Origin of the sequence: Streptomyces sp. NPDC008092, assembly GCF_042957285.1 — a bacterium.
In the GTDB taxonomy this organism is placed as follows: domain Bacteria; phylum Actinomycetota; class Actinomycetes; order Streptomycetales; family Streptomycetaceae; genus Streptomyces.
The window spans coordinates 154,325-177,553 of record NZ_JBIBHY010000004.1 but is presented as its reverse complement, the minus strand read 5'-3'; the positions used below and the strand labels follow the sequence as shown (position 1 = coordinate 177,553).

The 23,229-nt window shown below is 72.7% G+C and carries 15 protein-coding genes; 7 read left to right on the top strand and 8 right to left on the bottom strand.

What is annotated here, in order from left to right; genetic code table 11:
• The first annotated feature begins 14 nt into the window (after positions 1-14).
• Positions 15-1,088 carry a WxL protein peptidoglycan domain-containing protein gene (locus ACFZB3_RS13835; protein ID WP_391374492.1) on the top strand — a complete coding sequence of 358 codons (1,074 nt, stop codon included), beginning with the start codon at positions 15-17 and terminating at the stop codon, positions 1,086-1,088.
• On the opposite strand, the gene ACFZB3_RS13830 is transcribed toward ACFZB3_RS13835, so the two are convergent.
• The gene (locus ACFZB3_RS13830; RefSeq protein ID WP_365711697.1) at positions 982-1,320 is read right to left on the bottom strand and encodes a P-II family nitrogen regulator; all 339 of its coding nucleotides are present in this window, start codon (positions 1,318-1,320) and stop codon (positions 982-984) included. The genes ACFZB3_RS13835 and ACFZB3_RS13830 overlap by 107 nt on opposite strands.
• Positions 1,317-2,627, bottom strand: a complete 1,311-nt coding sequence (locus tag ACFZB3_RS13825; protein WP_391374489.1) for an ammonium transporter — start codon at positions 2,625-2,627, stop codon at positions 1,317-1,319. The genes ACFZB3_RS13830 and ACFZB3_RS13825 overlap by 4 nt, the downstream gene beginning before the upstream one ends.
• Positions 2,628-2,770: 143 nt before the next feature.
• On the opposite strand from ACFZB3_RS13825, the gene era reads away from it, so the two are divergent.
• Both era and ACFZB3_RS13815 read left to right on the top strand, forming a co-directional pair.
• Entirely contained in the window at positions 2,771-3,739 is a 969-nt protein-coding gene (gene era / locus ACFZB3_RS13820; RefSeq protein WP_391374487.1) for a GTPase Era, read from the top strand.
• Positions 3,740-3,916: 177 nt separating this feature from the next.
• Positions 3,917-4,423 (top strand): hypothetical protein, encoded by a 507-nt coding sequence (locus ACFZB3_RS13815; protein WP_391375759.1) that lies wholly within the window; start codon positions 3,917-3,919, stop codon positions 4,421-4,423.
• On the opposite strand, the gene ACFZB3_RS13810 is transcribed toward ACFZB3_RS13815, so the two are convergent.
• On the bottom strand, positions 4,411-5,271 hold the full coding sequence (locus ACFZB3_RS13810; RefSeq protein ID WP_391374484.1) for a helix-turn-helix domain-containing protein: 861 nt from the start codon (positions 5,269-5,271) through the stop codon (positions 4,411-4,413). The genes ACFZB3_RS13815 and ACFZB3_RS13810 overlap by 13 nt on opposite strands.
• Positions 5,272-5,393: 122 nt before the next feature.
• Here ACFZB3_RS13810 and ACFZB3_RS13805 point away from each other — a divergent pair, with 122 nt between their 5' ends.
• Positions 5,394-6,251, top strand: coding sequence for an NAD-dependent epimerase/dehydratase family protein (locus tag ACFZB3_RS13805; protein WP_391374481.1), 858 nt, complete (start codon positions 5,394-5,396; stop codon positions 6,249-6,251).
• On the opposite strand, the gene ACFZB3_RS13800 is transcribed toward ACFZB3_RS13805, so the two are convergent.
• Positions 6,163-10,920, bottom strand: coding sequence for an NB-ARC domain-containing protein (locus tag ACFZB3_RS13800; RefSeq protein WP_391374479.1), 4,758 nt, complete (start codon positions 10,918-10,920; stop codon positions 6,163-6,165). The two genes, ACFZB3_RS13805 and ACFZB3_RS13800, sit on opposite strands and share 89 nt — an antisense overlap.
• Positions 10,921-11,067: 147 nt before the next feature.
• On the opposite strand from ACFZB3_RS13800, the gene ACFZB3_RS13795 reads away from it, so the two are divergent.
• Both ACFZB3_RS13795 and ACFZB3_RS13790 read left to right on the top strand, forming a co-directional pair.
• On the top strand, positions 11,068-11,976 hold the full coding sequence (locus ACFZB3_RS13795) for an S-4TM family putative pore-forming effector (RefSeq protein WP_391374476.1): 909 nt from the start codon (positions 11,068-11,070) through the stop codon (positions 11,974-11,976).
• A 108-nt stretch (positions 11,977-12,084) separates the two neighbouring features.
• Complete coding sequence (locus ACFZB3_RS13790) at positions 12,085-16,977, top strand: hypothetical protein (RefSeq protein ID WP_391374474.1); 4,893 nt, start codon at positions 12,085-12,087, stop codon at positions 16,975-16,977.
• A 44-nt stretch (positions 16,978-17,021) separates the two neighbouring features.
• Here ACFZB3_RS13790 and ACFZB3_RS13785 read toward each other — a convergent pair whose 3' ends face one another.
• The 4 genes from ACFZB3_RS13785 to ACFZB3_RS13770 all read right to left on the bottom strand — a co-directional run bounded on the left by ACFZB3_RS13785 (position 17,022) and on the right by ACFZB3_RS13770 (position 21,109).
• On the bottom strand, positions 17,022-18,287 hold the full coding sequence (locus ACFZB3_RS13785) for an MFS transporter (protein ID WP_391374471.1): 1,266 nt from the start codon (positions 18,285-18,287) through the stop codon (positions 17,022-17,024).
• Positions 18,284-19,630, bottom strand: a complete 1,347-nt coding sequence (locus ACFZB3_RS13780; protein ID WP_391374468.1) for a GH1 family beta-glucosidase — start codon at positions 19,628-19,630, stop codon at positions 18,284-18,286. Before ACFZB3_RS13780 ends, ACFZB3_RS13785 begins: the two co-directional genes overlap by 4 nt.
• A 59-nt stretch (positions 19,631-19,689) precedes the next feature.
• Entirely contained in the window at positions 19,690-19,956 is a 267-nt protein-coding gene (locus ACFZB3_RS13775; protein WP_391374465.1) for a protealysin inhibitor emfourin, read from the bottom strand.
• Positions 19,957-20,020: 64 nt separating this feature from the next.
• On the bottom strand, positions 20,021-21,109 hold the full coding sequence (locus ACFZB3_RS13770; RefSeq protein ID WP_391374462.1) for a M4 family metallopeptidase: 1,089 nt from the start codon (positions 21,107-21,109) through the stop codon (positions 20,021-20,023).
• Between the two features lie 320 nt (positions 21,110-21,429).
• Between ACFZB3_RS13770 and leuA the strand changes: the two genes are divergently transcribed.
• Complete coding sequence (gene leuA, locus ACFZB3_RS13765) at positions 21,430-23,151, top strand: 2-isopropylmalate synthase (protein WP_391374460.1); 1,722 nt, start codon at positions 21,430-21,432, stop codon at positions 23,149-23,151.
• The last annotated feature ends 78 nt before the right edge of the window (positions 23,152-23,229 follow it).

The window sequence follows — 23,229 nt, the reverse complement described above, 5'->3', positions numbered from 1 at the left end:
GGGGGTCCGCACCCATGCGTCGCGCCAAGCCGTATGCCCTCCTCCTGAGCCTGATCCTCGGCGTCCTCTGCACGGCGGCTCCCGCGCGCGCCGCCGACAACGGCAGCTGGTCCGTCTACCCGGTCGCGTCGAAGATCGCGGCCCGGCCGTACTTCTACCTCTCCCTCGACCCCGGGCAGACGATCACCGACAAGGTGGCCGTCGCCAACAAGACCGGCAAGCCCCTCACCTTCCGGCTGTACGCGGCCGACGCCTACAACACCGCGCGGGACGGCGGGTTCGCCGTCCGGACGGTGAAGGAGCGGATGCGGGGGGTGGGGGCCTGGGCGAAGATCGGGAAGGTGCGGGTGACCGTCCCGCCGCACAGGACGGTCACCGTGCCGTTCACGCTGCATGTGCCCGAGGGGGCCGAGCCCGGTGACCATCCCGGGGCGATCGTCGCGCTGGACGAGAAGGTCGATCCGGGGTCCGGATCCCTCGCACTCGGCGTGCAGCGGGCCGTCGGCGCCCGCGTCTACCTGCGGGTGAGCGGGCCGACGCTCCCGGCCGTCGCCGTCGAGAACGTGCACATCGCCCATCACCAGCCGCTCGTGCCCGGCCTCGGCGCCAGTACGGCGACGATCTCCTACACCCTGCACAACACCGGGAACGTCACCCTGGATCCGAAGGTACGGCTGCGGGCGCAGGGCCTGTTCGGCCGTACGCTGCTCAGCCGCGACCTCACCGGGGTCCCCTCCGAGCTGCTGCCGGGGGAGCGGGTCAAGCTCACCACGCACTGGCGGGACGCACCCCAACTCGACTGGGGAAAGGTGACGTTGACGGCCAGCGCGGCCGGTACGAAGGAGTCGGCGAGCGCGTCGTTCCTCGCGCTGCCGTGGCTGGTGCTGGTGGTGGTGTTCGCCGCCGGGGCGGTGGCCGGAGCGCTGTTCGCCCGCTCGCGCCGCAGGGGCCGGCGGCCGTTCGCCAGGTGGTTCGGGTGGTTCACAGGGCGTCGGGGCCGCGCTCGCCCGTCCGCACCCGTACGACCGTCTCCACCGGCACCGCCCACACCTTCCCGTCCCCGATCTTCCCCGTCTGCGCGGCCTTGACGACCGCCTCGATCGCGGGCTCGGCGTCGGCGTCCTCGACGACGACCTCGATCCGGACCTTGGGGACCAGGTCGACGCGGTACTCGGCGCCCCGGTAGACCTCGGTGTGGCCGTGCTGCCTGCCGTAGCCGCTGGCCTCGGTCACGGTCAGGCCGTGCACGCCGAGCTCCTGGAGCGCGGTCTTCACCGCGTCGAGGCGGTAGGGCTTCACGATCGCGGTGATGAGCTTCATGGCTTGCTGTCGACCTTCTGGGCGGTGGCGAGGACGGAGTGGGAGACCGGGGCGCCGTGGCCCAGGACCCCGTGATCGTAAGCGGTCTCGGCGTGCACCGTAAGGTCCAAACCGGTGTGCTCCTGGTCCTCGGCGGCCCGGAAACCCATCGCCTTGTCGAGCACCTTGCCGATGCCGTACGTCATGGCGAACGCGTACGCGGCGACGGCGACGACCGCCACCGCCTGCCTGCCGAGCTGCGCGGGCCCGCCGCCGTAGAAGAGGCCCTCGGCGGATCCGGTCATGGCCTTCTCGGCGAACAGGCCGATCAGGAGGGTGCCGATGATGCCGCCGACCAGGTGAACGCCGACGACGTCGAGCGAGTCGTCGTAGTCGAACCTGAACTTCCAGCTGACGGCGTACGAGCAGACCACGCCCGCGGCCAGGCCGACGACGAGGGCGCCGAGCAGGGAGACCGAGCCGCAGGAGGGGGTGATGGCGACCAGGCCGGCGACCGCGCCGGAGGCCGCGCCCAGGGTGGTGGGGTGGCCGTCGCGCCGCTGCTCGACGAAGAGCCAGCCGAGCAGGCCGGTGCAGCCGGCGGCCAGGGTGTTCAGGAAGACGGCGGCCGAGAGGCCGTTGGCGCCGAGCGCGCTGCCCGCGTTGAAGCCGAACCAGCCGAACCAGAGCAGACCGGCGCCCAGGATCACCATCGGCAGGTTGTGCGGCCGCATGGCGTCCTTCTTGAAGCCGAGCCGCGGGCCGAGGACCAGGCACAGGGCGAGACCGGAGGCGCCGGAGGTGATCTCGACGGGCAGGCCGCCGGCGAAGTCGAGGGCGCCGAGGCGGTGCGCGATCCAGCCACCCGGGCCCCACACCCAGTGCGCGACCGGAACGTATACGAGCAGCGCCCAGACCGGCACGAACACCAGCCACGCCCCGAATTTCGCCCGGTCCGCGATCGCGCCGCTGATCAGCGCGGCCGTGATGATCGCGAAGGTGAGCTGGAAGGTGGCGAAGAGCAGGGTCGGGACGGTGCCCTGGACGCTGTCCGGGCCGAGGCCGCTCATGCCCGCGTGGGCCAGGTCGCCGAGGAGCCCGGCCCCGAGGTCGTCGCCGAAGGCGAGCGAGTAGCCGCCCGCCAGCCACACCACCGTCACCAGGGCGATCGACACGAAGCTCATCATCAGCATGTTGAGGACGCTCTTCGTGCGGACCATGCCGCCGTAGAACAGGGCCAGCCCCGGGGTCATCAGCAGGACCAGGGCGGTCGCGGCGAGCAGCCAGGCGGTGTCGCCGGTGTCTGCGTGCGCGGCGGAGAGGAACACGGGCGTCTCCAACGTCGGTCGGGGCTCGTCAGAGGGTCACCGGTCCCCGTTTCCGGTTGCGTACAGCTGTGTTTCCGTGACGTTTCGTTGCGGCCGGGTTACCGAAATCTCACGGTGCGGCGGCGCCTCGACGATCAGGGAGAATGGGGGCCATGAGCGTTCGCAGCCAGTCAACCGAGCCGTCGGAATCGTCGGAGGCCGTCCACCGGGCGGGCTTCGCCTGTTTCGTGGGCCGCCCCAACGCGGGCAAGTCCACCCTCACGAACGCTCTGGTCGGGCAGAAGGTGGCGATCACCGCGAACCAGCCGCAGACGACGCGGCACACGGTTCGCGGGATCGTGCACCGGGACGACGCCCAGCTGATCCTGGTCGACACCCCCGGCCTGCACAAGCCGCGCACGCTGCTCGGTGAGCGCCTCAACGACGTCGTCCGCACGACGTGGGCCGAGGTCGACGTGATCGGCTTCTGCCTCCCGGCGAACGAGAAGATCGGTCCGGGCGACCGCTTCATCGCCAAGGAGCTGGCCGGGATCCGCAAGACCCCGAAGGTCGCGATCGTCACCAAGACCGACCTGGTCGACTCCAAGACCCTCGCCGAGCAGCTGATCGCCATCGACCAGCTCGGCAAGGAGCTGGGCTTCGAGTGGGCCGAGATCGTGCCGGTCTCGGCCGTCGGCGACAAGCAGGTGAGCCTGCTGGCCGACCTCCTCGTCCCGCTCCTTCCCGAGGGCCCGGCGCTCTACCCCGAGGGCGACCTCACCGACGAGCCCGAGCAGGTCATGATCGCCGAGCTGATCCGCGAGGCGGCCCTGGAGGGCGTTCGCGACGAGCTGCCGCACTCCATCGCCGTCGTCGTCGAGGAGATGCTCCCGCGCGAGGACCGCCCCGCCGACAAGCCCCTCCTGGACATCCACGCCAACCTGTTCATCGAGCGCCCCAGCCAGAAGGGCATCATCATCGGCCCCAAGGGCAAGCGCCTGAAGGAGGTCGGCATCAAGAGCCGCAAGCAGATCGAGGCGCTGCTGGGCACCCCCGTCTTCCTCGACCTGCACGTGAAGGTCGCCAAGGACTGGCAGCGGGACCCGAAGCAGCTGCGGCGGCTGGGCTTCTGAGGGGGCGGGGCCGGGAGGGACCCCTGCGTCCCGACGGACCCCTGCGCCGCGATGGACTGCTCCCCTGCGTACAACCTTCCGCGAGGCCGCCGGTCTGAACAGGCACACACCTACGCGAACTACCGGGGGGTAGTCATGCGACGCATACGACGCATAGGTACTGCAGTGGCCGCGATGATGCTGGCCGGCGGCGGTCTGCTGGCCGGCACGGTTCCGGCGGTGGCCGCGCCGACGGCCGTGGACTGCGCCGTGACCTGGGGCAGCCTCGACAAGACCGCCGACGCCACCGCCTCCAGGCGGCTGACCGACGTGCGGACCGGACAGCACGAGTGCTACGACCGGCTGGTCTTCGACGCCCAGGGCACCTCGGCCGACCCGGTCGGCTACTACGTCCACTACGTCGACGTCCTGCACCAGGACCCGTCCGACGTCGTCGTCCCGATCAAGGGCGGCGCCATTCTGGAGATCTCGCTGTTCGCCCCGCGCTACGACCCGGTGACCGGACAGCCCTACCCGGCGCTGCCGTCCGTCGACGTCACCGGGTACCGGACCTTCCGGGAGTTCAAGGTCACGGGCGGCTCCGAGGGCTACACCCAGGCGGGCCTCGGCGTCCGCGCCCGGCTGCCGTTCCGGGTCTTCCAGACGGCCAACCACCTCGTGGTGGACGTGGCTCACACCTGGTGACCCGGCAGGGCCCCGGTCATGTCCTGGAGCCCCACCACCCGCAGCAGCTGAAGCCGTTCGTAGGACTCCGTCCCCGGGCGGGCCGTGTGGATGACGAGGTGCTGGTGGGTGTCGGTGTTGATGAGGACCTCGCAGTCCAGTTCCAGGAGGCCGACGGCCGGATGGAGGAAGCGCTTCGTCGTCGCGCGGCGCACCGCCACCTCGTGTTCGGACCACAGGCGCGCGAACTCCTCGCTGCCCGCGAGGAGTTCGGCGACCAGGGCGGCCGGGACCGGGTCGCCGGGGCGTGCGGCGGCCACCGCCCGCAGGTTGGCCACGTGTTCACGGGCCCGCGCCGGGCGGTCCTCCGGCGGGAAGACGCCGTGGGTCGACGGGTCCAGGAAGTAGCGGCGGAGCAGGTTGCGTTCGCGCGGCGGGCGGGCCAGCACGTCGCCGCTCAGCGCCCGTGACAGGGCGTTCTGGGCCAGGACCTCGCCGCAGTCGGTCGTCACCAGCGCCGGGGTGTCGTGCAGCCGGTCCAGGACCAGCAGCAGCCCCGGGCCGACATGGGTGCTGGTCGCCTCCCGGCGCGGCGGCTCCTCGCCGGCCAGGTGGAACAGGTGGTCCCGTTCGTCCTGTGTGAGGCGCAGCGCGCGGGCCAGTGCCGTCAGCATCTGGCGGGACGGGCGCGGGCCCCGGGACTGTTCGAGGCGCGTGTAGTAGTCGGCGGACATGCCGGCCAGCGACGCCACCTCCTCGCGCCGCAGCCCCGGGGTGCGCCGCCGGGCGCCGGGGGGCAGGCCCACGTCGGAGGGGTCCAGGCGGGTGCGGGCGTGGCGCAGGAAGTCGGCGAGTCCGGGGCGGTCCATGTCTCCAGGGTGACCGGGGGCGCCCGGGTTATCCAGGGACCGCCGGTCCCCTGATCGGGAGGTCTCTCCCGGTGGCCGGGGACCGGGGCGAGGGTGAGGGGACCAGAGCGAAGGAGAAGGTCGTGATCACTCTTGTCACCGGGGCGACCGGTCAGGTCGGGCGGCGGTTCGTGCCGCGGCTCGTCCAGCAGGCGCAGGCGGGTGAGCGGGTACGGGTCCTCGTGCGGGACGCGGCCCGCGGGGAGCCGTTCGCCGCGCTGGGCGCCGAGGTCGCCGTCGGCGACCTGCGGGACGAGGAGGCGCTCGGCAAGGCCGTCGCCGGGGCGGACGCCGTCGTGAACGTCGCCGCCGCCTTCCGCGGGGTGCCCGACGAGGAGGCCTGGGCCGTCAACCGGGACGCGGCCGTGGCCCTCGGGCGGGCCGCACTGAGCGCCGGTGTACGACGGTTCGTGCAGGTCAGCACCGGGAACGTGTACGGGTCCGGGCGCGGCCGCCCGCTCACCGAGGACGACGAGAGCCGGCCTGGCGGCGAGATGTGGGGCGCGTACCCCGAGTCCAAGGCGGCCGCCGAGCGGGAACTGCTCGCCCTGGCGGGCGGCATGGAGGTGCGGATCGGGCGGCTGCCGTTCGTCTACGGCGAAGGGGACCCGCACATCGCCAACGCGATGCCCTGGGCCGCGCGCTGGGCCCTCGCGCAGCGGCTCCAGATGGCCCACCACGCGGACGTCGGACAGGGGCTGATGCGGCTGCTGTACGCCCCCGCGGTGAACGGCCCGGTCTACAACATCGCCGACGACGCGCCCGTCACGACCGTGGAGCTGTACCGGCTGGCCGGCGCCGAGCCGCCCGAGGAACTGTCCGACCGCAGCGATCGCGACCCCTGGTACGGGATCATGTCGAACCGGAAGATCCGCCGGGATCTCGGTTTCCGGCCGATCTACCCGAGCGCCTGGACGGCCCGGGACGCCGGGGTCCTCTGACGCCCCGGCGGCGCACCTCGCACAGGTAGATGCCGGCCGCGCCGCCGAGAACGACCCGGTTGCCGCGCGGATCGAAGGAGCAGGAGGACAGGTGGTTGTCCACACGCATTCGGCACACCTCGGCCCCGCTCGCGGTGTTCCAGAGGAGAGCCGAGCCGTCCATGGTGACGGCCACCAGACTCCTGTCATCCGGGGACAGTGCGACGGACCACACCGCCGAACCGTCGCCTTCGAGGCGGTGGCGAGGCAGCCCGGTGGCGGGATCCCACAGCAGTACGTGGCCGTCGTAGCCGGCGGTGGCCAGGTTCCGGCCGTCCGGTGACCAGACCACCGCGCTGACCGAACTGGTGTGGCCCGCCCACCCGGCGACCGGGCCCGCGGGACGACCGGCCGGGCCCAGCGGAACCATCCGGAGTTCCCCGGAGGAGGTGGCGACGGCCAGCCGGGACCCGGCCGGCTCGAACGCCAGGGCGTTGACACTCGCACCCGCGGCGACCGTGTGGATCCGTCCCCAGTCCGTCGTCTCCCACAGCAGTACCTCGGTATTGTCCCCGGCGGCCAGCCACCGGCCGTCGGCGCTCCAGGCGACAGCCCCCGGATAGCTCAGCCTCCGGACCTGGGAACGTATCGGCCCGGCCCGGTCGGCGTCCCACAGCCGCAGCCGGCCGTCGTCGCCGACGCTGAGCAGGCGGCGGCCGTCCGGGGCCCAGGCCAGGCCCCGCAGTTCGCCTTCGTGGTCGGCCCGGCGCCAGGAGAACCGCGGGACCGGGGCGTCTGTGTCGAGTACCGTCAGCCCTCCTCCGGCATCACCGACGGCCAGTTCCCCGCCCGGGGACAAGGCCACGGTGTTCACCCGGTCGACGCTTTTCGGGTCCAGGGCCACGGGCGGCTCAGGGTCCCAGAGCCGTACCGCGGGGTGCCGGGTGCCGACAGCGATCAGGGTCTCGCGCGGATGCGGGGCGATCGCCCTCGCCTGGACGCTGCGGGCGGAGAAGCTGTGGCCGAGACCCAGCAGCGGCACGTTCTCCCACCAGGTGAGCCTCCAGGCGAAGACGGTCCCGTCGTTGTCACCCGTGAACAGGGTGTCCCCCGACGGTGACCACGCCACCGAACGGAGCCAGGCCTCCCCGGCGCGTTCCTCCCCGAACGTACGCTCGGGGGCACCGGTTCGGGCACAGTCGACGACGACCACCGTGGCGGCGCGGCCCACGACGGCCAGCAGGTTGCCGTCCGGATGCCAGTCCAGGCCCTGGACCACGGTGTGGCAGGTGTCGAGCACCACGGGTTCGCCCGTCGGCTCCTCCCGCCACAGCCGGATCCGGCCGTCACCGAGGCCGACGGCCAGCCCGCCCCGCGCATGCCAGCTCAGCGCCGTACAGCCGGCGCCGTGCGGAACGGGGAGCGGCGGGCCCAGAGTGTCCGCGGTGAACGGCGCGTGCCAGAGCCGGACCTCGCCGCCGCAGGCCACGGCGACCGCCCGGGAGCCGGGCGCGAAGGCCACCAGGACCTGCCGGGCACGGTCCGCTTCCCCGAGGTCCCCGAGGGACAGCCGCCCCGTGATCCGGCCGTCCGACGGGTCCACCAGCAGGACCTCGCCCCGGTCGGTGCCCACGGCCAGGTACAGCACGTCGGGGCTCCACGACAGTCCGGTCACCGCGCCGGCGCCGTCCGTCGCGTCCACGACCAGTTCCGCGCGGTCGTCCTCGTCGATCCGGTGCAGCCGCACGGTGCCGTCGTCGCCGCCGCTGGCCAGCACCCGGCCGTCCGGTCGCCAGCACAGGGCGTGCACGGGGCTCGCGTGACCGGTCAGCACCCGCCACAGCCGCCGGTCGGGCCGGTCGGGAAAGGCGTCCAGGGCCAGCAGGCCCTCGGGGAGGGCCGCACGCGTGTCGTGCAGCCGCTCCGGCACCGGCACCGCGGCCAGGAGACGGCTGTACAGCGTGACCGCGAGGTCGATGCGCCGCGCGTGCCCGGCGAACAGATGGGCCTCCGCGTGGACCAGCTCGGCGAGCCCCGTCCCGTAGTCGTCCTGGTTCCCGGGCGGCGCGAGCACGGCCTCGCGGCGCGCCGCCTCCGCCGCCAGGGCCGCGGGCCCGCTGTGCCAGACCCGTTCGACGAGGAAGCGGAAGTCGGTGGTGGTGCGGTCGAGGGTCTCGGCGTCGCCGGCTCCTCCCAGGTGGTAGGTGACGTTGTCCAGGAACGCGGGATCGGCACCGGGCCTGCCCAACGTGTGCCAGCCCGCTCTGCCGCACAACGGTGCGTGCCCGTCCAGCAGGGCGCGGTGTGCCCGCCGTACCGCCTCCGGGTCGCGGCTCGCGAGGACCTCCCGGATGATGTCGTGCAGCCGTACGCCCTCCTCGTCCAGCTGCGCCAGCAGGGAGTGGTCGTCCAGGCGTAGGCACTCGCGCCGCGCCGTCAGTTCGTCGACGTCCCACAGCCGGGTGAGCCAGCGGTACGGGATGTGCTGGTCCTCCGGGAAACAGGCCAGGGACAGCAGCCTGGCCAGGGAGCCGCGGCCGGTGCGCGGGATCCGGGCGAGTTCGTCGAGGCTGAGGTCGACGGTCGCCGCCACCGTGCGGGTGTCGGACTCCGCGTACGCGTCGAGCGGTCGCTCCGGGCCGTGCCGGCGCAGTTCGCCGACCATGTCGCGTACGACGTCGGACACGGCCATCCCGCTGCGCTGCACCATGCTGCGCAGCACGCCGTTGAGCAGGCCCAGGGCGAGCGGCCAGCGGCCGGAGCGTTCGAACAGCGGCAGCACGGTGGTGTTGTCGGCCCCGTCGACGCCCGCCGTCAGCAGGCGCAGCGACTGCGCCGCGGACATCCGGTCGATCCGGACCAGCGGCGCCGACGGGTCCAGGACCCCGCGCCTGCGGGTCGTCACCAGCCGGACGCACGCGCCGCCGCCCCGCAGGAACGGCGCCACGTCCTCCTGACGCCAGACGTCGTCGACCACCAGCAGGACGCGCCGATCCGCCAGCGCCCGACCCAGCGCGCTGCCCGCGGCGTCCACGGTGGCGTAGGCGGGGGGTTCGGCGCCGGTGAGGAGCCTGACTAGATCGCGGGCCCCGGTGACGATCCGTTGCTGCGGCACGTCCTGGCCGAGCTGCAGCCACAGCACGCCGTCGGGGAAGGCCGCCCGCACCTCCGGGTGGCCGCAGGCCCAGGCGGCCAGGGTCGTCTTGCCGAAACCGCCGGTGCCGTGGACACCGGTGACGGCGGAAGAGGTCAGTCCGACGGCTGTGGGTGCGCCGGCGGTGACCGTTCCGCCGTTGCCGCTTCCGCCGCCTGCCGCCGCGTTCAGCAGCGACCGGACCAGGGCCTCGCCCTCCTCGGGCCGTTCGACGAAGTCCGACGGGACCGCGGGTGCCATGTGCGGGACGTCGGCCCGCGGCCGTGAGCCGCCCGGGTCCGGGCCGTGGGCGGGCCCGGGGCGGGCGTCCGGCCCGGGCCCGGCACCCGTGCGGGCCGGTGCCGGGACCGCCGGCCCGGACGCCGGCGGCGCCACGCCCTTGCGCCGCAGCAGTTCACCGCCCGCATGGGCCGCCAGCCGGAAGCACCGCCACCGCTGGTCGTCGCCGAGATTCTCGTACGTGGTGAAGCGCAGCGCCGTCGCCTGCACCGACAGGAGCAGCTGGTCCGACCACAGGTCCCGCCAGCCGTCCGGGACGACTTCGGTGCAGGCGGTGTGGATCTCCTCCAGGAGCTCCGCCAGCCAGGGGACGATCTGCGGGAGATGGGCGTCCCGAGGGTCCACCACCTGGGACAGCAGCGCGAGTTCCTGCTCGGGAAGGAGGCCGAGGGGCGCCTTCCCGGTCAGCACCGACAGCATCAGTGTCGCGACGTCCCGGGTGAGGGGTGCGGCCTCGTCGAAGTCGGGCAGGTCGATCAGCTGGTAGGCGTCGGGGCGCAACGTCCCCCTGCGGCAGGGCACCAGGACGTTCTGCAGATGCAGATCGCCGTGGGTCAGGCCGCGCACCACCGGGAACTCCGGGTCGGGCAGCAGACGGTTCCCCCTGGCCATGAGCAGCGGATCGGGTACGACCGTGCCGTCGATCTCGATCCAGGCCGCCCGTGCCGGGTCCGTCAGGAGCGTGTGGACACCGGCGGCGTACTGCGTGACCTCGCCGTCCGCCTCGACCAGTGCGCCGAGTTCGCCGCGCAGGAACCCCGAGACGGTGACGGACTCGGTGTCCCGGTCCACGACGCCCCGGTTCCAGTCGTTCACCAGTCCCGTGACCACGGTCCGGAACACGGAGGCCAGTTCGCCCTCCGACAACCGCGCCATCGTGACGACATCGCGCAGGCTGCCGCCGGCCGGACTCTGGAACGTCAGCAGCCGTCCGTCGCCCACCGGGTGCGGATCGAAGACCTGCTCGGTCAGATGCCGTCGGGCGAAGTCCCCGTGCAGCCGGGAGACACGCCGGGCCCGCACGTGGGCCGAGTGCTCCGCCCACTGGCCGGCGGGGCACAGCTTGACCACGACGGCACCCGGACCGGGGGTCACCGTCACCGCCGCCAGCGCCGCACCCGTGTACCCCTTGCCGGAAGGCTCCCAGCGGGGGACGACGGGCGTGAGCGTCACGCCCATCACCCGCGCCCAGCGCAGGAGTGCCTGGGCCGCGTCCTCGTCCCCGAGGCACTCGGTCAGTTCAAGAAGCACTGTCACCGCCCCCGCACGACGGCCTCGTCCCCCAAGGCCGGTCCGGGACATTCTGGCACCGTTCCGGCCGCCGCCCCGGACGCCCTGCCCTGTGTACACCCGGCGGCCCCGCGGGCAGAGTTGAAGGGGACAGCCGAGGGCGAGGGGGACGTCATGGGCAGCGAGCCGGCCGGGGGCTCCCGCATACCGTCGGAACAGAACGCCGAGGCGGCCAGGCAACGGCTGCGGGCCATGGCCGTATCCCACCGCAGGGCCCAGCGGCTGGCCAACGCCCGGACGGGGGTCTCCCTGCTGCTGGCCGCCGCCGGACTCGGCACCGTCCTGCTGCCCCGGCTCACCGTCACGGTGACGGTCCTCGGCGGACTCTGGGCCGTGGCGTACTCCGTCGGCCTCACTTCGTGGGAGAGCAACGAGGCCCGGCGTGCGGCGCTGCTCCAGGAACTGTTCGACGTCCGGCTGTTCCGGCTGGAGTGGAACAGCCCGATGGCCGGTCCACCGCCCGCACCCCAGCAGGTCAACGGCCTCAGCCGGCGCTTCCGGGGTGACGAGACGGAGCTGCGGGACTACTACGAGATACCCGAACTGCCGCGCCCGTACGACGTGCTCGCCTGCCAGCAGCAGAACCTCGGCTGGGGTGCCCGGGTCCGCCGCCGGTACGCCAGGACTGTGCTGACGGCGATGATCGTCTGGCTCGCCCTGGGACTGGTGGCCGGCCTCTCGGCGCGCATGAGCGTCCTCGACCTGCTTCTGCTGTGGTACGTGCCCTCGCTCGGCGCGGTGATGACGGGCCTCGACGTGTGCCGTACCCAGTGGGAGGTGGCCGCGGAGCGGGAGCGGGTGATGGAGCTCCTGGAGGCCCGGGTCGCCGCCGGCGGCGACCCGGCCGCCCTGCTGGGTTTCGCCCGGCAGGTCCAGGACGTGATCTTCCAGTCGCGGCAGCGGCACACGCGCGTGCCCGACTGGTTCTTCCGCCGCTTCAAGAGCACGGACCGGGCGGACTTCCAGGCCGCGATGGAGCATCTGCAGGGCCTTGTCGGCCGTACGACACCCCAACCCGGTTGATTCTGTGGCAGCTTGGTACGGACGGTATGCCCGAGGCGATCACCCGGCCGACAGCCGGTGCCGGGCTCCACGACGGGCACGGACGGGTCCTGGACAGGGAAGGCGCGGGTGGAGAAGGAGGCCGGCCTCCGGAGTCTGTTCGACGACACGGCCGTGTCCGACGCCCTGATCGAGTGGGCGGAGAAGGGGGCGCACGGCGGCACGGTCCGGCCGGTCGTCCCGCCGTGGCGCCCGTTCGCCGACGGCGCCAGCGGAGCCCTGCTGGCCGCGGTACTGGTCACGCCCCGCCCGGGTGCCGTGGTGGTCAAGGTGTCCACCGCCGACCGGTCCGGTGAAGGGCACACCCATGCCCGGGCCCGGCGGACGGCGCCGGAGCGCGTGGCCGAACTGCTGTGGACGTGGCCGGTGGGGGACGGCCGCATGCTGACGTTCCAGTCCCCGGCCGGGGGCAGCCTGCACGAAGTGGACACGATGGCGGCCCTGGGGAACGGCGAACTCCCCGAGGCCTGCGCCTTTGTGACGAAGTGGCTGCTCACCGAGTGGAACGACGGCCCCGGCGGCGGGGATCCCCGGCCCACGGGCGTCACGGAGCTGCTGCGTGCCGAACTCGGCGCGCTCGTCACGCACGGCGGCTCGGCGCTCGCGTACGGCTCGCGGATCCCGGGCCTGGAGGCGGACACTCCATGGATCCGCGTCGACGGCCGGGACCTGCCGAATCCCCTGGCGATGGCCGTCGGTCATGCCGCACTGCCCGACCCGGAGCTCTATGTCGCACGCGGGCGGGCACACGGCGACCTCCATCTGGACAACATCATGGTGCCGCACCGCGAGGGCACCCCCCGGCACCAGGACTTCCAGCTCATCGACCTGGCCACCTACTCCGAGGACGCACCGCTCTCCCGGGACGTGGCGATGCTGCTGCTGTCCGCCCTGGCCCGGCGCGTCCCGGCGGAGGCGGCCGGGGGCGGCGACGCCCTGCTCAGATATCTGGTGCGCCCGCGCCGGCCGCTCCTGGACGAGATCCCGCCCGCGACCGGCCGCCTGGTGCAATCGGTACGGGACACCTGCGCCGAGGCCGCGAAGGGCGGCCTCCACGACCTGTGGAGCACCCAGTTCCTGGTCTCCCTCGTCGCCACGGGACTGCGGTTCAGCACCTACGAGAACATGGGGGACGCGGGCCGCTGGTGGTACTTCCGGCTCGCGGCGCACGCGGGCGGCGAGCTCCTGCGGCGCTACGACGACGGCCCGTTACCGCCGGGACGGCCGGTCGACGCGCCCGCACCGGCCGCGCACCGCCCGGCAGCACCAGCCCGCACCGTGGCCGTTCCGCCCGCCCCGGACCCGCTTGAGGAACTCCGCCGGCTGGAGATCTACAGCCGTACCGCCGTGATCGCCGCCGGCCATCAGGGCGCTTCCGGGGCCGACGCGCACCCTCTGGACCTGGCCACGCTCGCCGTCCCCAGGGACCTGGAGTGGTCGTTGCTGGGCCTCCTGGCCGAGGGCGGCTCGGCATGCGTGATCGGCGAGCCCGGCACCGGGAAGACCACGCTGCTGTGGCGGCTGTACCGGGAGCTCGCCGCGGACCGCCAAGGGACACGGCCCTACTTCCTGCGCGCCGGCGACCTGGGGAGCGAGGCGGCCGGTGCCGCACTCACCCTGGAGACCGTGCGCGCCGCCTGTCGCGCGCTGCCCGGACCGACGGTCTTCCTCCTCGACACCGCCGACCTGCTGGTCTCCGGCACCTCCGGCCTCCTCCTGGCGCGGGAACTGCTCACCGTCGCCGCCGAGCACTCCGTGCGCGTGCTGATGACCTGCCGGAAGGAGGCGGCACGCGACCTGTGGCCGTACGTGGCCGACTTCATCACCCGACGGGAGACGCTCGGCCCCTACAGCCCGCGTGAGCAGGAGGCGGCCATCCGGTCGCACGCCCGGTACTTCTACGAGGGCCAGGCCGAGGTCTCCGTGGCCGAGGTCTGCCGTACGGTCGCGAAGGCCGCGGTGCGGGGCCTGCCGATGCGCAAGGTCTGCCAGGCTCCCCTCACCCTGCGCATGCTGTTCGAGACCTTCGCGCCCAGGGCGCCCCTGGTGGAGGAGATCGACGCCACCACCCTGTACGACCTGTACTGGGAGCACCGCGTCAGCCGGGACCGGCGGGCCGGGGACATCCCGTCCGCCGGCACGGTACCGGCACGCGATCTCTCCGCGGCCGGTGAGGAGGCGGCCCGCCTGATGCTCCAGGAAGGCCGGCTGGAAGTCACCACCGCGGAGGTCGGTATGGGTGCGGCCCCCGGCTCCCCGGCTCCCGGCCTGCTGGACGACCTCCAAGGACTCGTGACACGCGGGGTGGTCGAGCGGCAGGACACGGACGACACGGAGCGGTACTCCTACACCCACCAGAGTCTGTTCGAGTACGCCGCGGGCCGCGGGCTCTCCCGCACCGCCGCGTCGGCCGGCGGGCCGTCCCACCTCGCCCAGCTGCTCGACTGGCTGAAGGAGCACCCCGAGGACCAGTTCCGGGCGGCCGTCGCCGAACAGGCCCTCGTCCAGGCCTGCCGGGCCGGCGGCCGGGTGGCCGAGGCCGGCACCGCGCTGCTGGCCGGGCTGCTCACCGAGATCCGGGACGGCGGGCACGAACTGCACGGTCTGCGCGCTCTGCTGATCCGCGTCTACGCCAGGCTGCCCGCCCCGGATCCCGAACTGCGGCGGCACTTCGGGCCCGCCGTCGCCGAACTGCCCCCCGTGCTGGGCCGGATCTACCTGGAGGCGCTGCCCACGACCTGGCACCGGGACCACGACCGGATCGTCGACGAGCTGCTCGGCATCTGGCGCCGTGGCCACGAGGAGCTCAGACAGCCCCTGCTCGTCACCCTGGGCTGGCTCGCGGAGAGCCTGCCCGCGAGCGTGATCTCGGTCATCGACGCCGCCTGCCCGGCCGCGGCCCAGGGCGGCGGCTGCCGAGGCGTCCGGTGTGCCCCGCAGGAGTGCCTGTGGGCCTGGCTGCTGACCCGGCACAGGTCGGAGGTCTTCAAGTTCCTGGCCGTGTTGGAGGCACTGGCGCCCAAGCGGCCCGAGTGGGTGTGGCCCCGGCTGCGCACCCTGCTGACGGATCCGTCCAGCGACCTGGCACCGATGGCCCGCTGCCTGCGGCTCGCGGCGCGGCGGGTGGACTGGCCGGAGCGTCCCTACCCGGCGGTCCGGCCCGTGGTCCGGCACCGCTGGGGCCGGGAGCGCCCGCGCAACAAGGAGGGCTTCGAACTCCAGACGGCGCTGGGCCGGTTGACGGCGACTTCGTGGCTGACCGCCGATCGGCTGCCGTCGCAGGAGGCCGTCCTGGCCGCGGCCGTCCGGTGGCCCGAGGACGCGATGTCGTATCCCCAGGTGCGCGCGGTGGGCGAGATCGCGCTGCTGTCGTCCGCCCACGAGGTGCGGTGGCTGGTGGAGGTCGCGGCACGGAACGCGGGACCCCCGGCCATGCCGTTGCTCACCGACCATCTGCTGCTGCCGCTGCTGACCGCAGCGGAGGGCGACCCCGCGACGATCGGCGGCGACAGCCCGTCGAGCCGCACAGCCGGAGGGGAACCTGAGGCCACGGCCGCGGTCCGTGCCTGGCTGGCCGAGGAACTGCGGGCCCTCGACAGCCCCGCCACCCCCGTCTCCTTCGCCCACCGGCTGGCGGAGCACACCTGGAGCCGCGACCTCGACGTGTCCACCACGGCCCGGCTGGTGGCGGAGGCATGGCCGCGGGACGGCGACCGGGCGGACCCCGCCCCCGGGCGGACGGAGGCGGAGGCGGAGGCGAGGCTGCGCCGGATCTGGCTCTCCGACCAAGCTGCTGTCCAGCTGTTGGTGGCCGCGGCGGCGGCCGGGCACCTGCAGGCGCGCAGTGCCCTGCGGCTGTGGCGCACCGACCGGGCGGGGAAGGGCCGGGTCGAGGGAGCCGGTCGCAAACAGGGGGTGTCGCAGGAGGACCAGAAGATCTCGCTCACCTTGCAGCGGCTGGTGCCCGAACACCCGGAACTGCTGGACGAGCTGTTCGCCCGCGGCACCATCGACCCGCGTCTGGACCCGGGCTGGCTGAACGAGGCGCTGGGGCGGCCCGGAGCCGGTGTCGACCGGCGGCTGACCGCCGCGCTGCGGCGTCACGCCGTCACCCTCGAAGCGCTCTGCGACGCCACCTGGACCGGCACGTTCGGTGCGACGAACGCCAAGCGGTCCTTCCTGCTGCGCGGCAAACTTCTAGCCCGGAAGGTCCTCGACCCCCCGAGCGCCCGGCGCCTCGACGAGATCCTCGCCGGGGGCGGCCACCCGCACCAGATCCGGGCCGCGCTCATGCTCGTCGAGACGATCATCGACCACAGCCCGAACGGCTCGCTCGACACCCTGGAGTGGCGGCACCTGGAGGAGACCCTGCGCGGTTTCACGTCGACCGCCCGGACACCGGGGCCGACCGGGGCGGGCCGGGGCCGGCACGAGGACGTCGAGGCGGTGGCCCGCCGCTGCCTGACCGGGCTGGTGTGCCGCCACCACCCGCTGCAGACGCCCCGGCAGATCGCCCGCGCGTGTGCGCATGCGCGCGGCCACCTGGCGAGGGCCACCGAGGTGGACGACGTTACGGTGCTGGGGTGGTTCGTCGAGCGGCTCGCCGAGGCGTCGCCCCAGGACGCCGTCGCCGTGGTCAACACGGTCTCCGGGACGCTGCGCGCGCTGGGGCGGGGGCAGGTGATGTCCCTGGCCCAGCGCTGGTACCGCCCGCTCTCCCGCCTCGCCGAACGGGCTACGCCGGACCAGTGGAAGGAACTCGTCGAAGGCTCCTGGGAAGGCCCCCCGGAGATCCTGCGGGTGCTGATCCGGGCCGGTATCCGCAAGCGCACCGACGATCCGTCGGCCCATCTGCTCGCGATCGCGGACCGCAGCGCCTGGCCGGACATGATCCGGGAGACGGTACGCGTCGGCACCCTCCTGCACGCGGAGGGCAGCCGGCAGCGCTGGTTCCCCGTCTAGCGGCCCGCTTCCGGCCCACCCTCCTCGCCCACCTGTCCGGCCCTCTAGTCCACCCCTCTGATCCGCCCCACCAGCCACGCCCCCGCCAGCCCGATCACCGCTGCCACCAGGTACAGCACGCGGTAGCCGCCGAGGTAGGTGACGATCGGGGCGGCGAGGGCGGGGGCCGCGACCTGGGGGAGGGCGTTGGCGACGTTGATGACGCCGAGATCCTTGCCGCGGTCGACCGCCTTCGGCAGGACGTCGGTCATCAGCGCGAAGTCCACGGAGGTGAAGACCCCGAAGCCGATGCCCAGCACCGCCGAGGCCACGAGCGCTCCCGGCCAGGTCTGCCAGACCGACAGCAGGGCCGTGGCCACCGCCATCAGCATCCCGGACCAGATCACGAACGGCTTGCGGCGGCCCACCCGGTCCGACCAGACCCCGCCGACCACGACGGTCGCCATCAGCGTCAGCCCGTTGACGGCGGTCAGGATCAGCACGCCCTGGTCGGGGTCGGAGTAGTGCAGGCGGTCGCGGAGGTAGTAGAGCAGGTACAGGAGGACCAGCGCGTTGCTGAGGTTGATCAGGAAGCGGGTCAGCCAGGCCCAGCCCAGGTCGGGGTAGCGGCGCGGGCTCAGCCAGAAGCCGGCCAGGAAGGCGCGCCAGGACCAGGGCGGCCGGTCGGCCGGCGCCAGCCGCAGGTCCGGGTGGCGGAGCACGTACGGCAGGACGCCCAGCGCCGTGAACACCGCGCACGCGACATAGCCCGCCCCGATGCCCCCGGCGGCCGTCGCCAGGCCGGTGCCGCCGACCACGCCGAGGATCTGCGCGGCCCCCAGCCAGCCGCCCACCGAGCCCCGCTGCAGCCTCGGCACCCGGTCCGGTACCGCCGCCGTGACCGCCGCGAAGGCCGCGTTGAGGGTGAGCTGGACCAGGCCCCAGCCCAGCATCATCGTCCACATGCCGCCCGCACCCGCGAGCAGCAGCAGGGACAGCGCCCCGCCCGCCGTACCGGCGACGATCCACGGCGTACGGCGGCCCCAGCGGGACGTGGTGCGGTCCGACAGCGCGCCGAAGACCGGGTTCGCGGCCAGCGAGACCACCGCGCCGACGCCGGTCACCCAGGCCAGCATCGTCTCCTTCGACATCCCGGAGCCGGGCGCGAAGTCCTTGGCCTGGGAGGCGAGCAGGATCTGCAGGGGGCCGTACCAGCCCACCCAGATCGCCCCGTTGGCGAGGGAGAGGGCGGACGTCCAGCCGCGGCCGACCCGCTCGACGGGCTCCGCCAGGGCGGCGGCCGGGTCGGCCGGCTCGCGGGTCGTCGTCATCTCTGCGCCCGCAGGACGTCCCGGTACCAGGCGTACGACGACTTCGGCGTCCGCGCCTGTGTCGCGTAGTCGACGTGGACCAGGCCGAAGCGGCGCTCGTACCCCTCGGCCCACTCGAAGTTGTCGAGGAGCGACCAGACGAAGTAGCCGCGCACGTCCACGCCGGCCTCGACCGCCCTGTGCAGGGCCCGGATGTGGCCGTCCAGGTAGGCGATCCGGTCCTGGTCGTCGACGCCCTGGTAGGAGCAGCCGTTCTCGGTGATGACGACCGGCGGGAGGCGGTCGCCGTAGCGGTCGCGGAAGGTGGTGAGAAGCTCCGTGAGTCCCTCGGGGACGACCGGCCAGCCGAAGTCCGTCACCGGGACGTCCTCGATGTCCTGGACGGAGAAGGGGAGTTCGGCGGGGAGGGTGAGTCCGCCGAACTCGATCTCGGTGCCCTGCGGGGCGCCGACCTTGGTGGGGGCGTAGTAGTTGATCCCGTACCAGTCGAGCGGTTCGGCGATCACCTTCAGGTCGGCGGCGACGTCGCCGGGCATCAGGTCGCCCATGCCGTCCGGGTACTCGCCGAGCAGGAGCGGTTCGGCGAACAGGCGGTTGAGGAGGAGGTCGTAGAAGGCGGCCGCCTCCAGGTCCGGCTGCTCCTGCGAGGCCGGCCAGGTCGGGCCGTGGGAGTTGGCGATGCCGATGTCGGCGGCGCCGGCCGCGCGCAGCGCCCGTACCGCCAGGCCGTGCGCGAGGAGCTGGTGGTGGGCGACCGGGAGGGCGTCGAACATCAGCTGCTCGCCGGGGGCGTGGGCGCCCAGGGCGTAGCCGAACAGGGTCTGTTCGGCGGGCTCGTTGAGGGTGATCCACTTCTTCACGCGGTCGCCGAGCCGGTCGGCGACCGTCGCGACGTAGTCGGCGAAGTGCGACGCCGTGTCGCGGTCCAGCCAGCCGCCCTTCTCTTGCAGAGCCGCCGGCAGGTCCCAGTGGAAGAGGGTCGGGACCGGGCGGATGCCGGCCGCGCACAGCTCGTCCACCAGGCGGTCGTAGAAGTCCAGGCCGCCCGCCGAGCGCACCCGCGGCCAGGAGATCGAGAAGCGGTACGCGTCCACGCCCAGGCCGGCGAGCAGGGCCACGTCCTCGGTGTGGCGGTGGTAGTGGTCGCAGGCCACCGCCGCCGTCGAGCCGTCCTTGATCCGGCCCGGCTCCGCCTCGAACACGTCCCACACGGACGGCTCGCGCAGGTCGGCCGCGCCCTCGATCTGATGCGCCGAGGTCGAGACGCCCCAGAGGAAGCCGTCCGGGAAGCGGGGGAAGCCGGGGATCGGATGGACCGAGTCTGTCGCCATGGCCGGGATCATCCTTACCACCGGTAACGTAAGTCAACGCCCGGGCGTGAACTACCCGTTACGGAGCCCGGTCACGCCCCTTCCTTCAACACCCGCGAGATCAGTTCGCGTTGGTCCTCGGACAGCCGCGGGTCGGCCGCGTACACCGTCCGTCCGTCCACCGTGATCTCGTACGCGAACCCGTCCGGTACGCCGGGCGGCGGGGAGCCCCGGCCGGCCGCGAGCGCGCGCTCGGCCAGGGCCTGCCACTCGGGGGCGTCGGACCGGCCCGAGGTGTCCACCTCGGCCCGGCGCTCGATGCCCGCGAACCCGCCCGTGCGCCTCACCTGAATACGCATGGGTCCCTGTGTAGTACGGAACGGGGCGCTGCGCATCCCCGCCCCCGTCCTCGCCCGCGCACGGTCAGGAGGCCTGCACGCCCACCTGGGACCAGGCCTTGAGGGCCGCCTCGCTCTCCTCGCCCGCCTGGTAGCGGGCCTTGGCCGCGGCCACCGTGAGCTTCGCGAAGTCGACGAACGTGGCGTCCGACTGCAGTTCGCCGCCGGTGAGGACGTCGTACCAGATCTGCCCGGCCCGCTCCCAGGCGTTGCCGCCGAGGGCGGTGGCGAGCAGGTAGAAGGCGTGGTTGGGGATGCCGGAGTTGATGTGCACGCCGCCGTTGTCCCGGCTGGTCTTCACGTAGTGCTGCATGGTGGCCGGCTGCGGGTCCTTGCCGAGGCGGGTGTCGTCGTACGCCGTGCCCGGGGCCTTCATCGAGCGCAGCGCCACCCCGTTCACGCCCGGGGCGAGCAGGCCCTCGCCGATCAGCCAGTCGGCCTGGTCGGCGGTCTGGCCGAGGGAGTACTGCTTGATGAGCGAGCCGAAGACGTCGGAGACCGACTCGTTGAGGGCGCCGGACTGGCCGTAGTACTCCAGGTTGGCGGTGTACTGGGTGACGCCGTGGGTGAGTTCGTGGCCGATGACGTCGACGGAGGTGGTGAAGTCGACGAAGATCTCGCCGTCGCCGTCGCCGAACACCATCTGGTCGCCGTTCCAGAAGGCGTTGTCGTAGTTGACGTCGTAGTGGACGCTCGCGTTCAGCGGCAGCCCGCTGCCGTCGATGGAGTCGCGCTCGTACGCCTTCAGGTACAGGTCGAAGGTGGCGCCGAGGCCGGCGTAGGCGCGGTTGACGGTGGCGTCCTGGCCGGGCTCGGTGCCCTCCGCGCGGACCTCGGTGCCGGGCAGGCCGGTGCGGTGCTCGGCGTCGTAGATCGTGCGGTGGGGCTGCGCGGTCGCGGGTGCCGGGGTGGCGACGGCGGCGGCCGCGGTGCGGACCGCGGTCACGCGGCGGCGGGTGCGCTGGGCCGAGTCGTGCTGGAGGGTGCGCAGCGCGGAGTCGGCGAGTGCCTGGTCCTCGTGGGTGGCGAGGCGGTCGAGGATGTGCGGTGGCACGATCCCGCAGAAGACGGGCGTGCGGTTGATGACGGGCTCAGAGCCCCCGTTGGTCGTCATGCACCGCACCATCGCATCGCGTCACGCCGGTGTCACTACCCGCAACCATGATTGGTGAAATACCGTGACAATTGACCACCCTCCGTGACGGGGAGTGGTATGGCGCACGTTTTGTCCCTTTCCTCCCCGTGGTCCCGCATACTGATACGGCGCCCCGCCTCCGAAGGGGCTCGGCTAGCATGCGGAGCATCATGCGTTTCGGGCTGCTTCTTCTTAGCTGCCGCGGCGAGGGCCTGTAGTCCAGGTCGACTCCCTCCCCGCGGAGCTTCGCGTTGCGTCGTCGGCCGTCCTTCCGGACACCCACTAGGAGCCCCGCAATCATGGCGAACCGCCAGCAGCCCAGCACCATGCCGATCCACAAGTACGGCCGCTACGAGCAGGTCGACATCCCGGACCGCACCTGGCCGGACAACCGGATCACCGTCGCTCCCCGCTGGCTCTCCACCGACCTGCGCGACGGCAACCAGTCCCTGATCGACCCGATGTCGCCCGAGCGCAAGCGCCGGATGTTCGACCAGCTGGTCAAGATGGGCTACAAGGAGATCGAGGTCGGCTTCCCCGCCTCCGGCCAGACCGACTTCGACTTCGTGCGCTCGATCATCGAGGAAGAGGGCGCGATCCCGGACGACGTGACCATCTCCGTACTGACCCAGGCCCGCGAGGACCTGATCGAGCGGACGGTCGAGTCGCTGAAGGGCGCCCGCCGGGCCACCGTCCACCTGTACAACGCCACCGCCCCGGTCTTCCGCCGGGTCGTCTTCCGCGGCTCCAAGGACGACATCAAGCAGATCGCCGTCGACGGCACCCGCCTGGTGATGGAGTACGCGGAGAAACTGCTGGGTCCCGAGACCGAGTTCGGCTACCAGTACAGCCCCGAGATCTTCACGGACACCGAGCTGGACTTCGCGCTGGAGGTCTGCGAGGCGGTCATGGACGTCTACCAGCCGGGTCCGGGCCGCGAGATCATCCTCAACCTGCCCGCCACGGTGGAGCGTTCGACCCCGTCCACGCACGCGGACCGCTTCGAGTGGATGCACCGCAACCTCTCCCGCCGCGAGCACGTCTGCATCTCCGTCCACCCGCACAACGACCGCGGCACCGCCGTCGCCGCCGCCGAACTGGCCGTGATGGCCGGCGCCGACCGCGTCGAGGGCTGCCTGTTCGGGCAGGGCGAGCGCACCGGCAACGTCGACCTGGTCACCCTGGGCATGAACCTGTTCTCGCAGGGCGTCGACCCGCAGATCGACTTCTCCGACATCGACGAGATCCGTCGTACGTGGGAGTACTGCAACCAGATGGAGGTCCACCCGCGCCACCCGTACGTGGGCGACCTGGTCTACACGTCCTTCTCCGGCTCCCACCAGGACGCCATCAAGAAGGGCTTCGACGCCATGGAGGCCGACGCCGCCGCCAAGGGCGTCACCGTCGACGACATCGAGTGGGCCGTGCCGTACCTGCCGATCGACCCGAAGGACGTCGGCCGCTCCTACGAGGCGGTCATCCGGGTCAACTCGCAGTCCGGCAAGGGCGGTATCGCGTACGTCCTGAAGAACGACCACAAGCTGGACCTGCCGCGCCGGATGCAGATCGAGTTCTCGAAGATCATCCAGGCCAAGACGGACGCCGAGGGCGGCGAGGTCACCGGCGCCGCCATCTGGTCGGTCTTCCAGGACGAGTACCTGCCGAACCCGGAGAACCCCTGGGGCCGCGTCCAGGTTCGCACCGGTCAGTCGACCACCGACACCGACGGCACCGACACCCTCACCGTCGAGGCCACCGTCGACGGCGAGGACACCGTCCTGACCGGCTCCGGCAACGGCCCGATCTCCGCGTTCTTCGACGCGCTGCAGGGCCTGGGCATCGACGTACGGCTGCTGGACTACCAGGAGCACACGATGAGCGAGGGCGCCTCCGCGCAGGCCGCCTCCTACATCGAATGCGCGATCGACGGCAAGATCCTGTGGGGTATCGGCATCGACGCGAACACGACGCGTGCGTCGCTGAAGGCGGTCGTCTCCGCCGTCAACCGCGCGACGCGATAATCCCTCTGACCGGCGGTTTCGGGGCCCTGATCAGCTCTCGTGGCGATCAGGGCCCCGTCGTTTCCCGGCCATCTCGCC

Coding starts and splice junctions, on each gene's coding strand:
- ACFZB3_RS13835 (WP_391374492.1), top strand. CDS start 15: ATGCGTCGCGCCAAGCCGTATGCCCTCCTCCTGAGCCTGATCCTCGGC.
- ACFZB3_RS13830 (WP_365711697.1), bottom strand. CDS start 1,320: ATGAAGCTCATCACCGCGATCGTGAAGCCCTACCGCCTCGACGCGGTG.
- era (WP_391374487.1), top strand. CDS start 2,771: ATGGGGGCCATGAGCGTTCGCAGCCAGTCAACCGAGCCGTCGGAATCG.
- ACFZB3_RS13815 (WP_391375759.1), top strand. CDS start 3,917: ATGCTGGCCGGCGGCGGTCTGCTGGCCGGCACGGTTCCGGCGGTGGCC.
- ACFZB3_RS13810 (WP_391374484.1), bottom strand. CDS start 5,271: ATGGACCGCCCCGGACTCGCCGACTTCCTGCGCCACGCCCGCACCCGC.
- ACFZB3_RS13795 (WP_391374476.1), top strand. CDS start 11,068: ATGGGCAGCGAGCCGGCCGGGGGCTCCCGCATACCGTCGGAACAGAAC.
- ACFZB3_RS13785 (WP_391374471.1), bottom strand. CDS start 18,287: ATGACGACGACCCGCGAGCCGGCCGACCCGGCCGCCGCCCTGGCGGAG.
- ACFZB3_RS13780 (WP_391374468.1), bottom strand. CDS start 19,630: ATGATCCCGGCCATGGCGACAGACTCGGTCCATCCGATCCCCGGCTTC.
- ACFZB3_RS13775 (WP_391374465.1), bottom strand. CDS start 19,956: ATGCGTATTCAGGTGAGGCGCACGGGCGGGTTCGCGGGCATCGAGCGC.
- ACFZB3_RS13770 (WP_391374462.1), bottom strand. CDS start 21,109: ATGACGACCAACGGGGGCTCTGAGCCCGTCATCAACCGCACGCCCGTC.
- leuA (WP_391374460.1), top strand. CDS start 21,430: ATGGCGAACCGCCAGCAGCCCAGCACCATGCCGATCCACAAGTACGGC.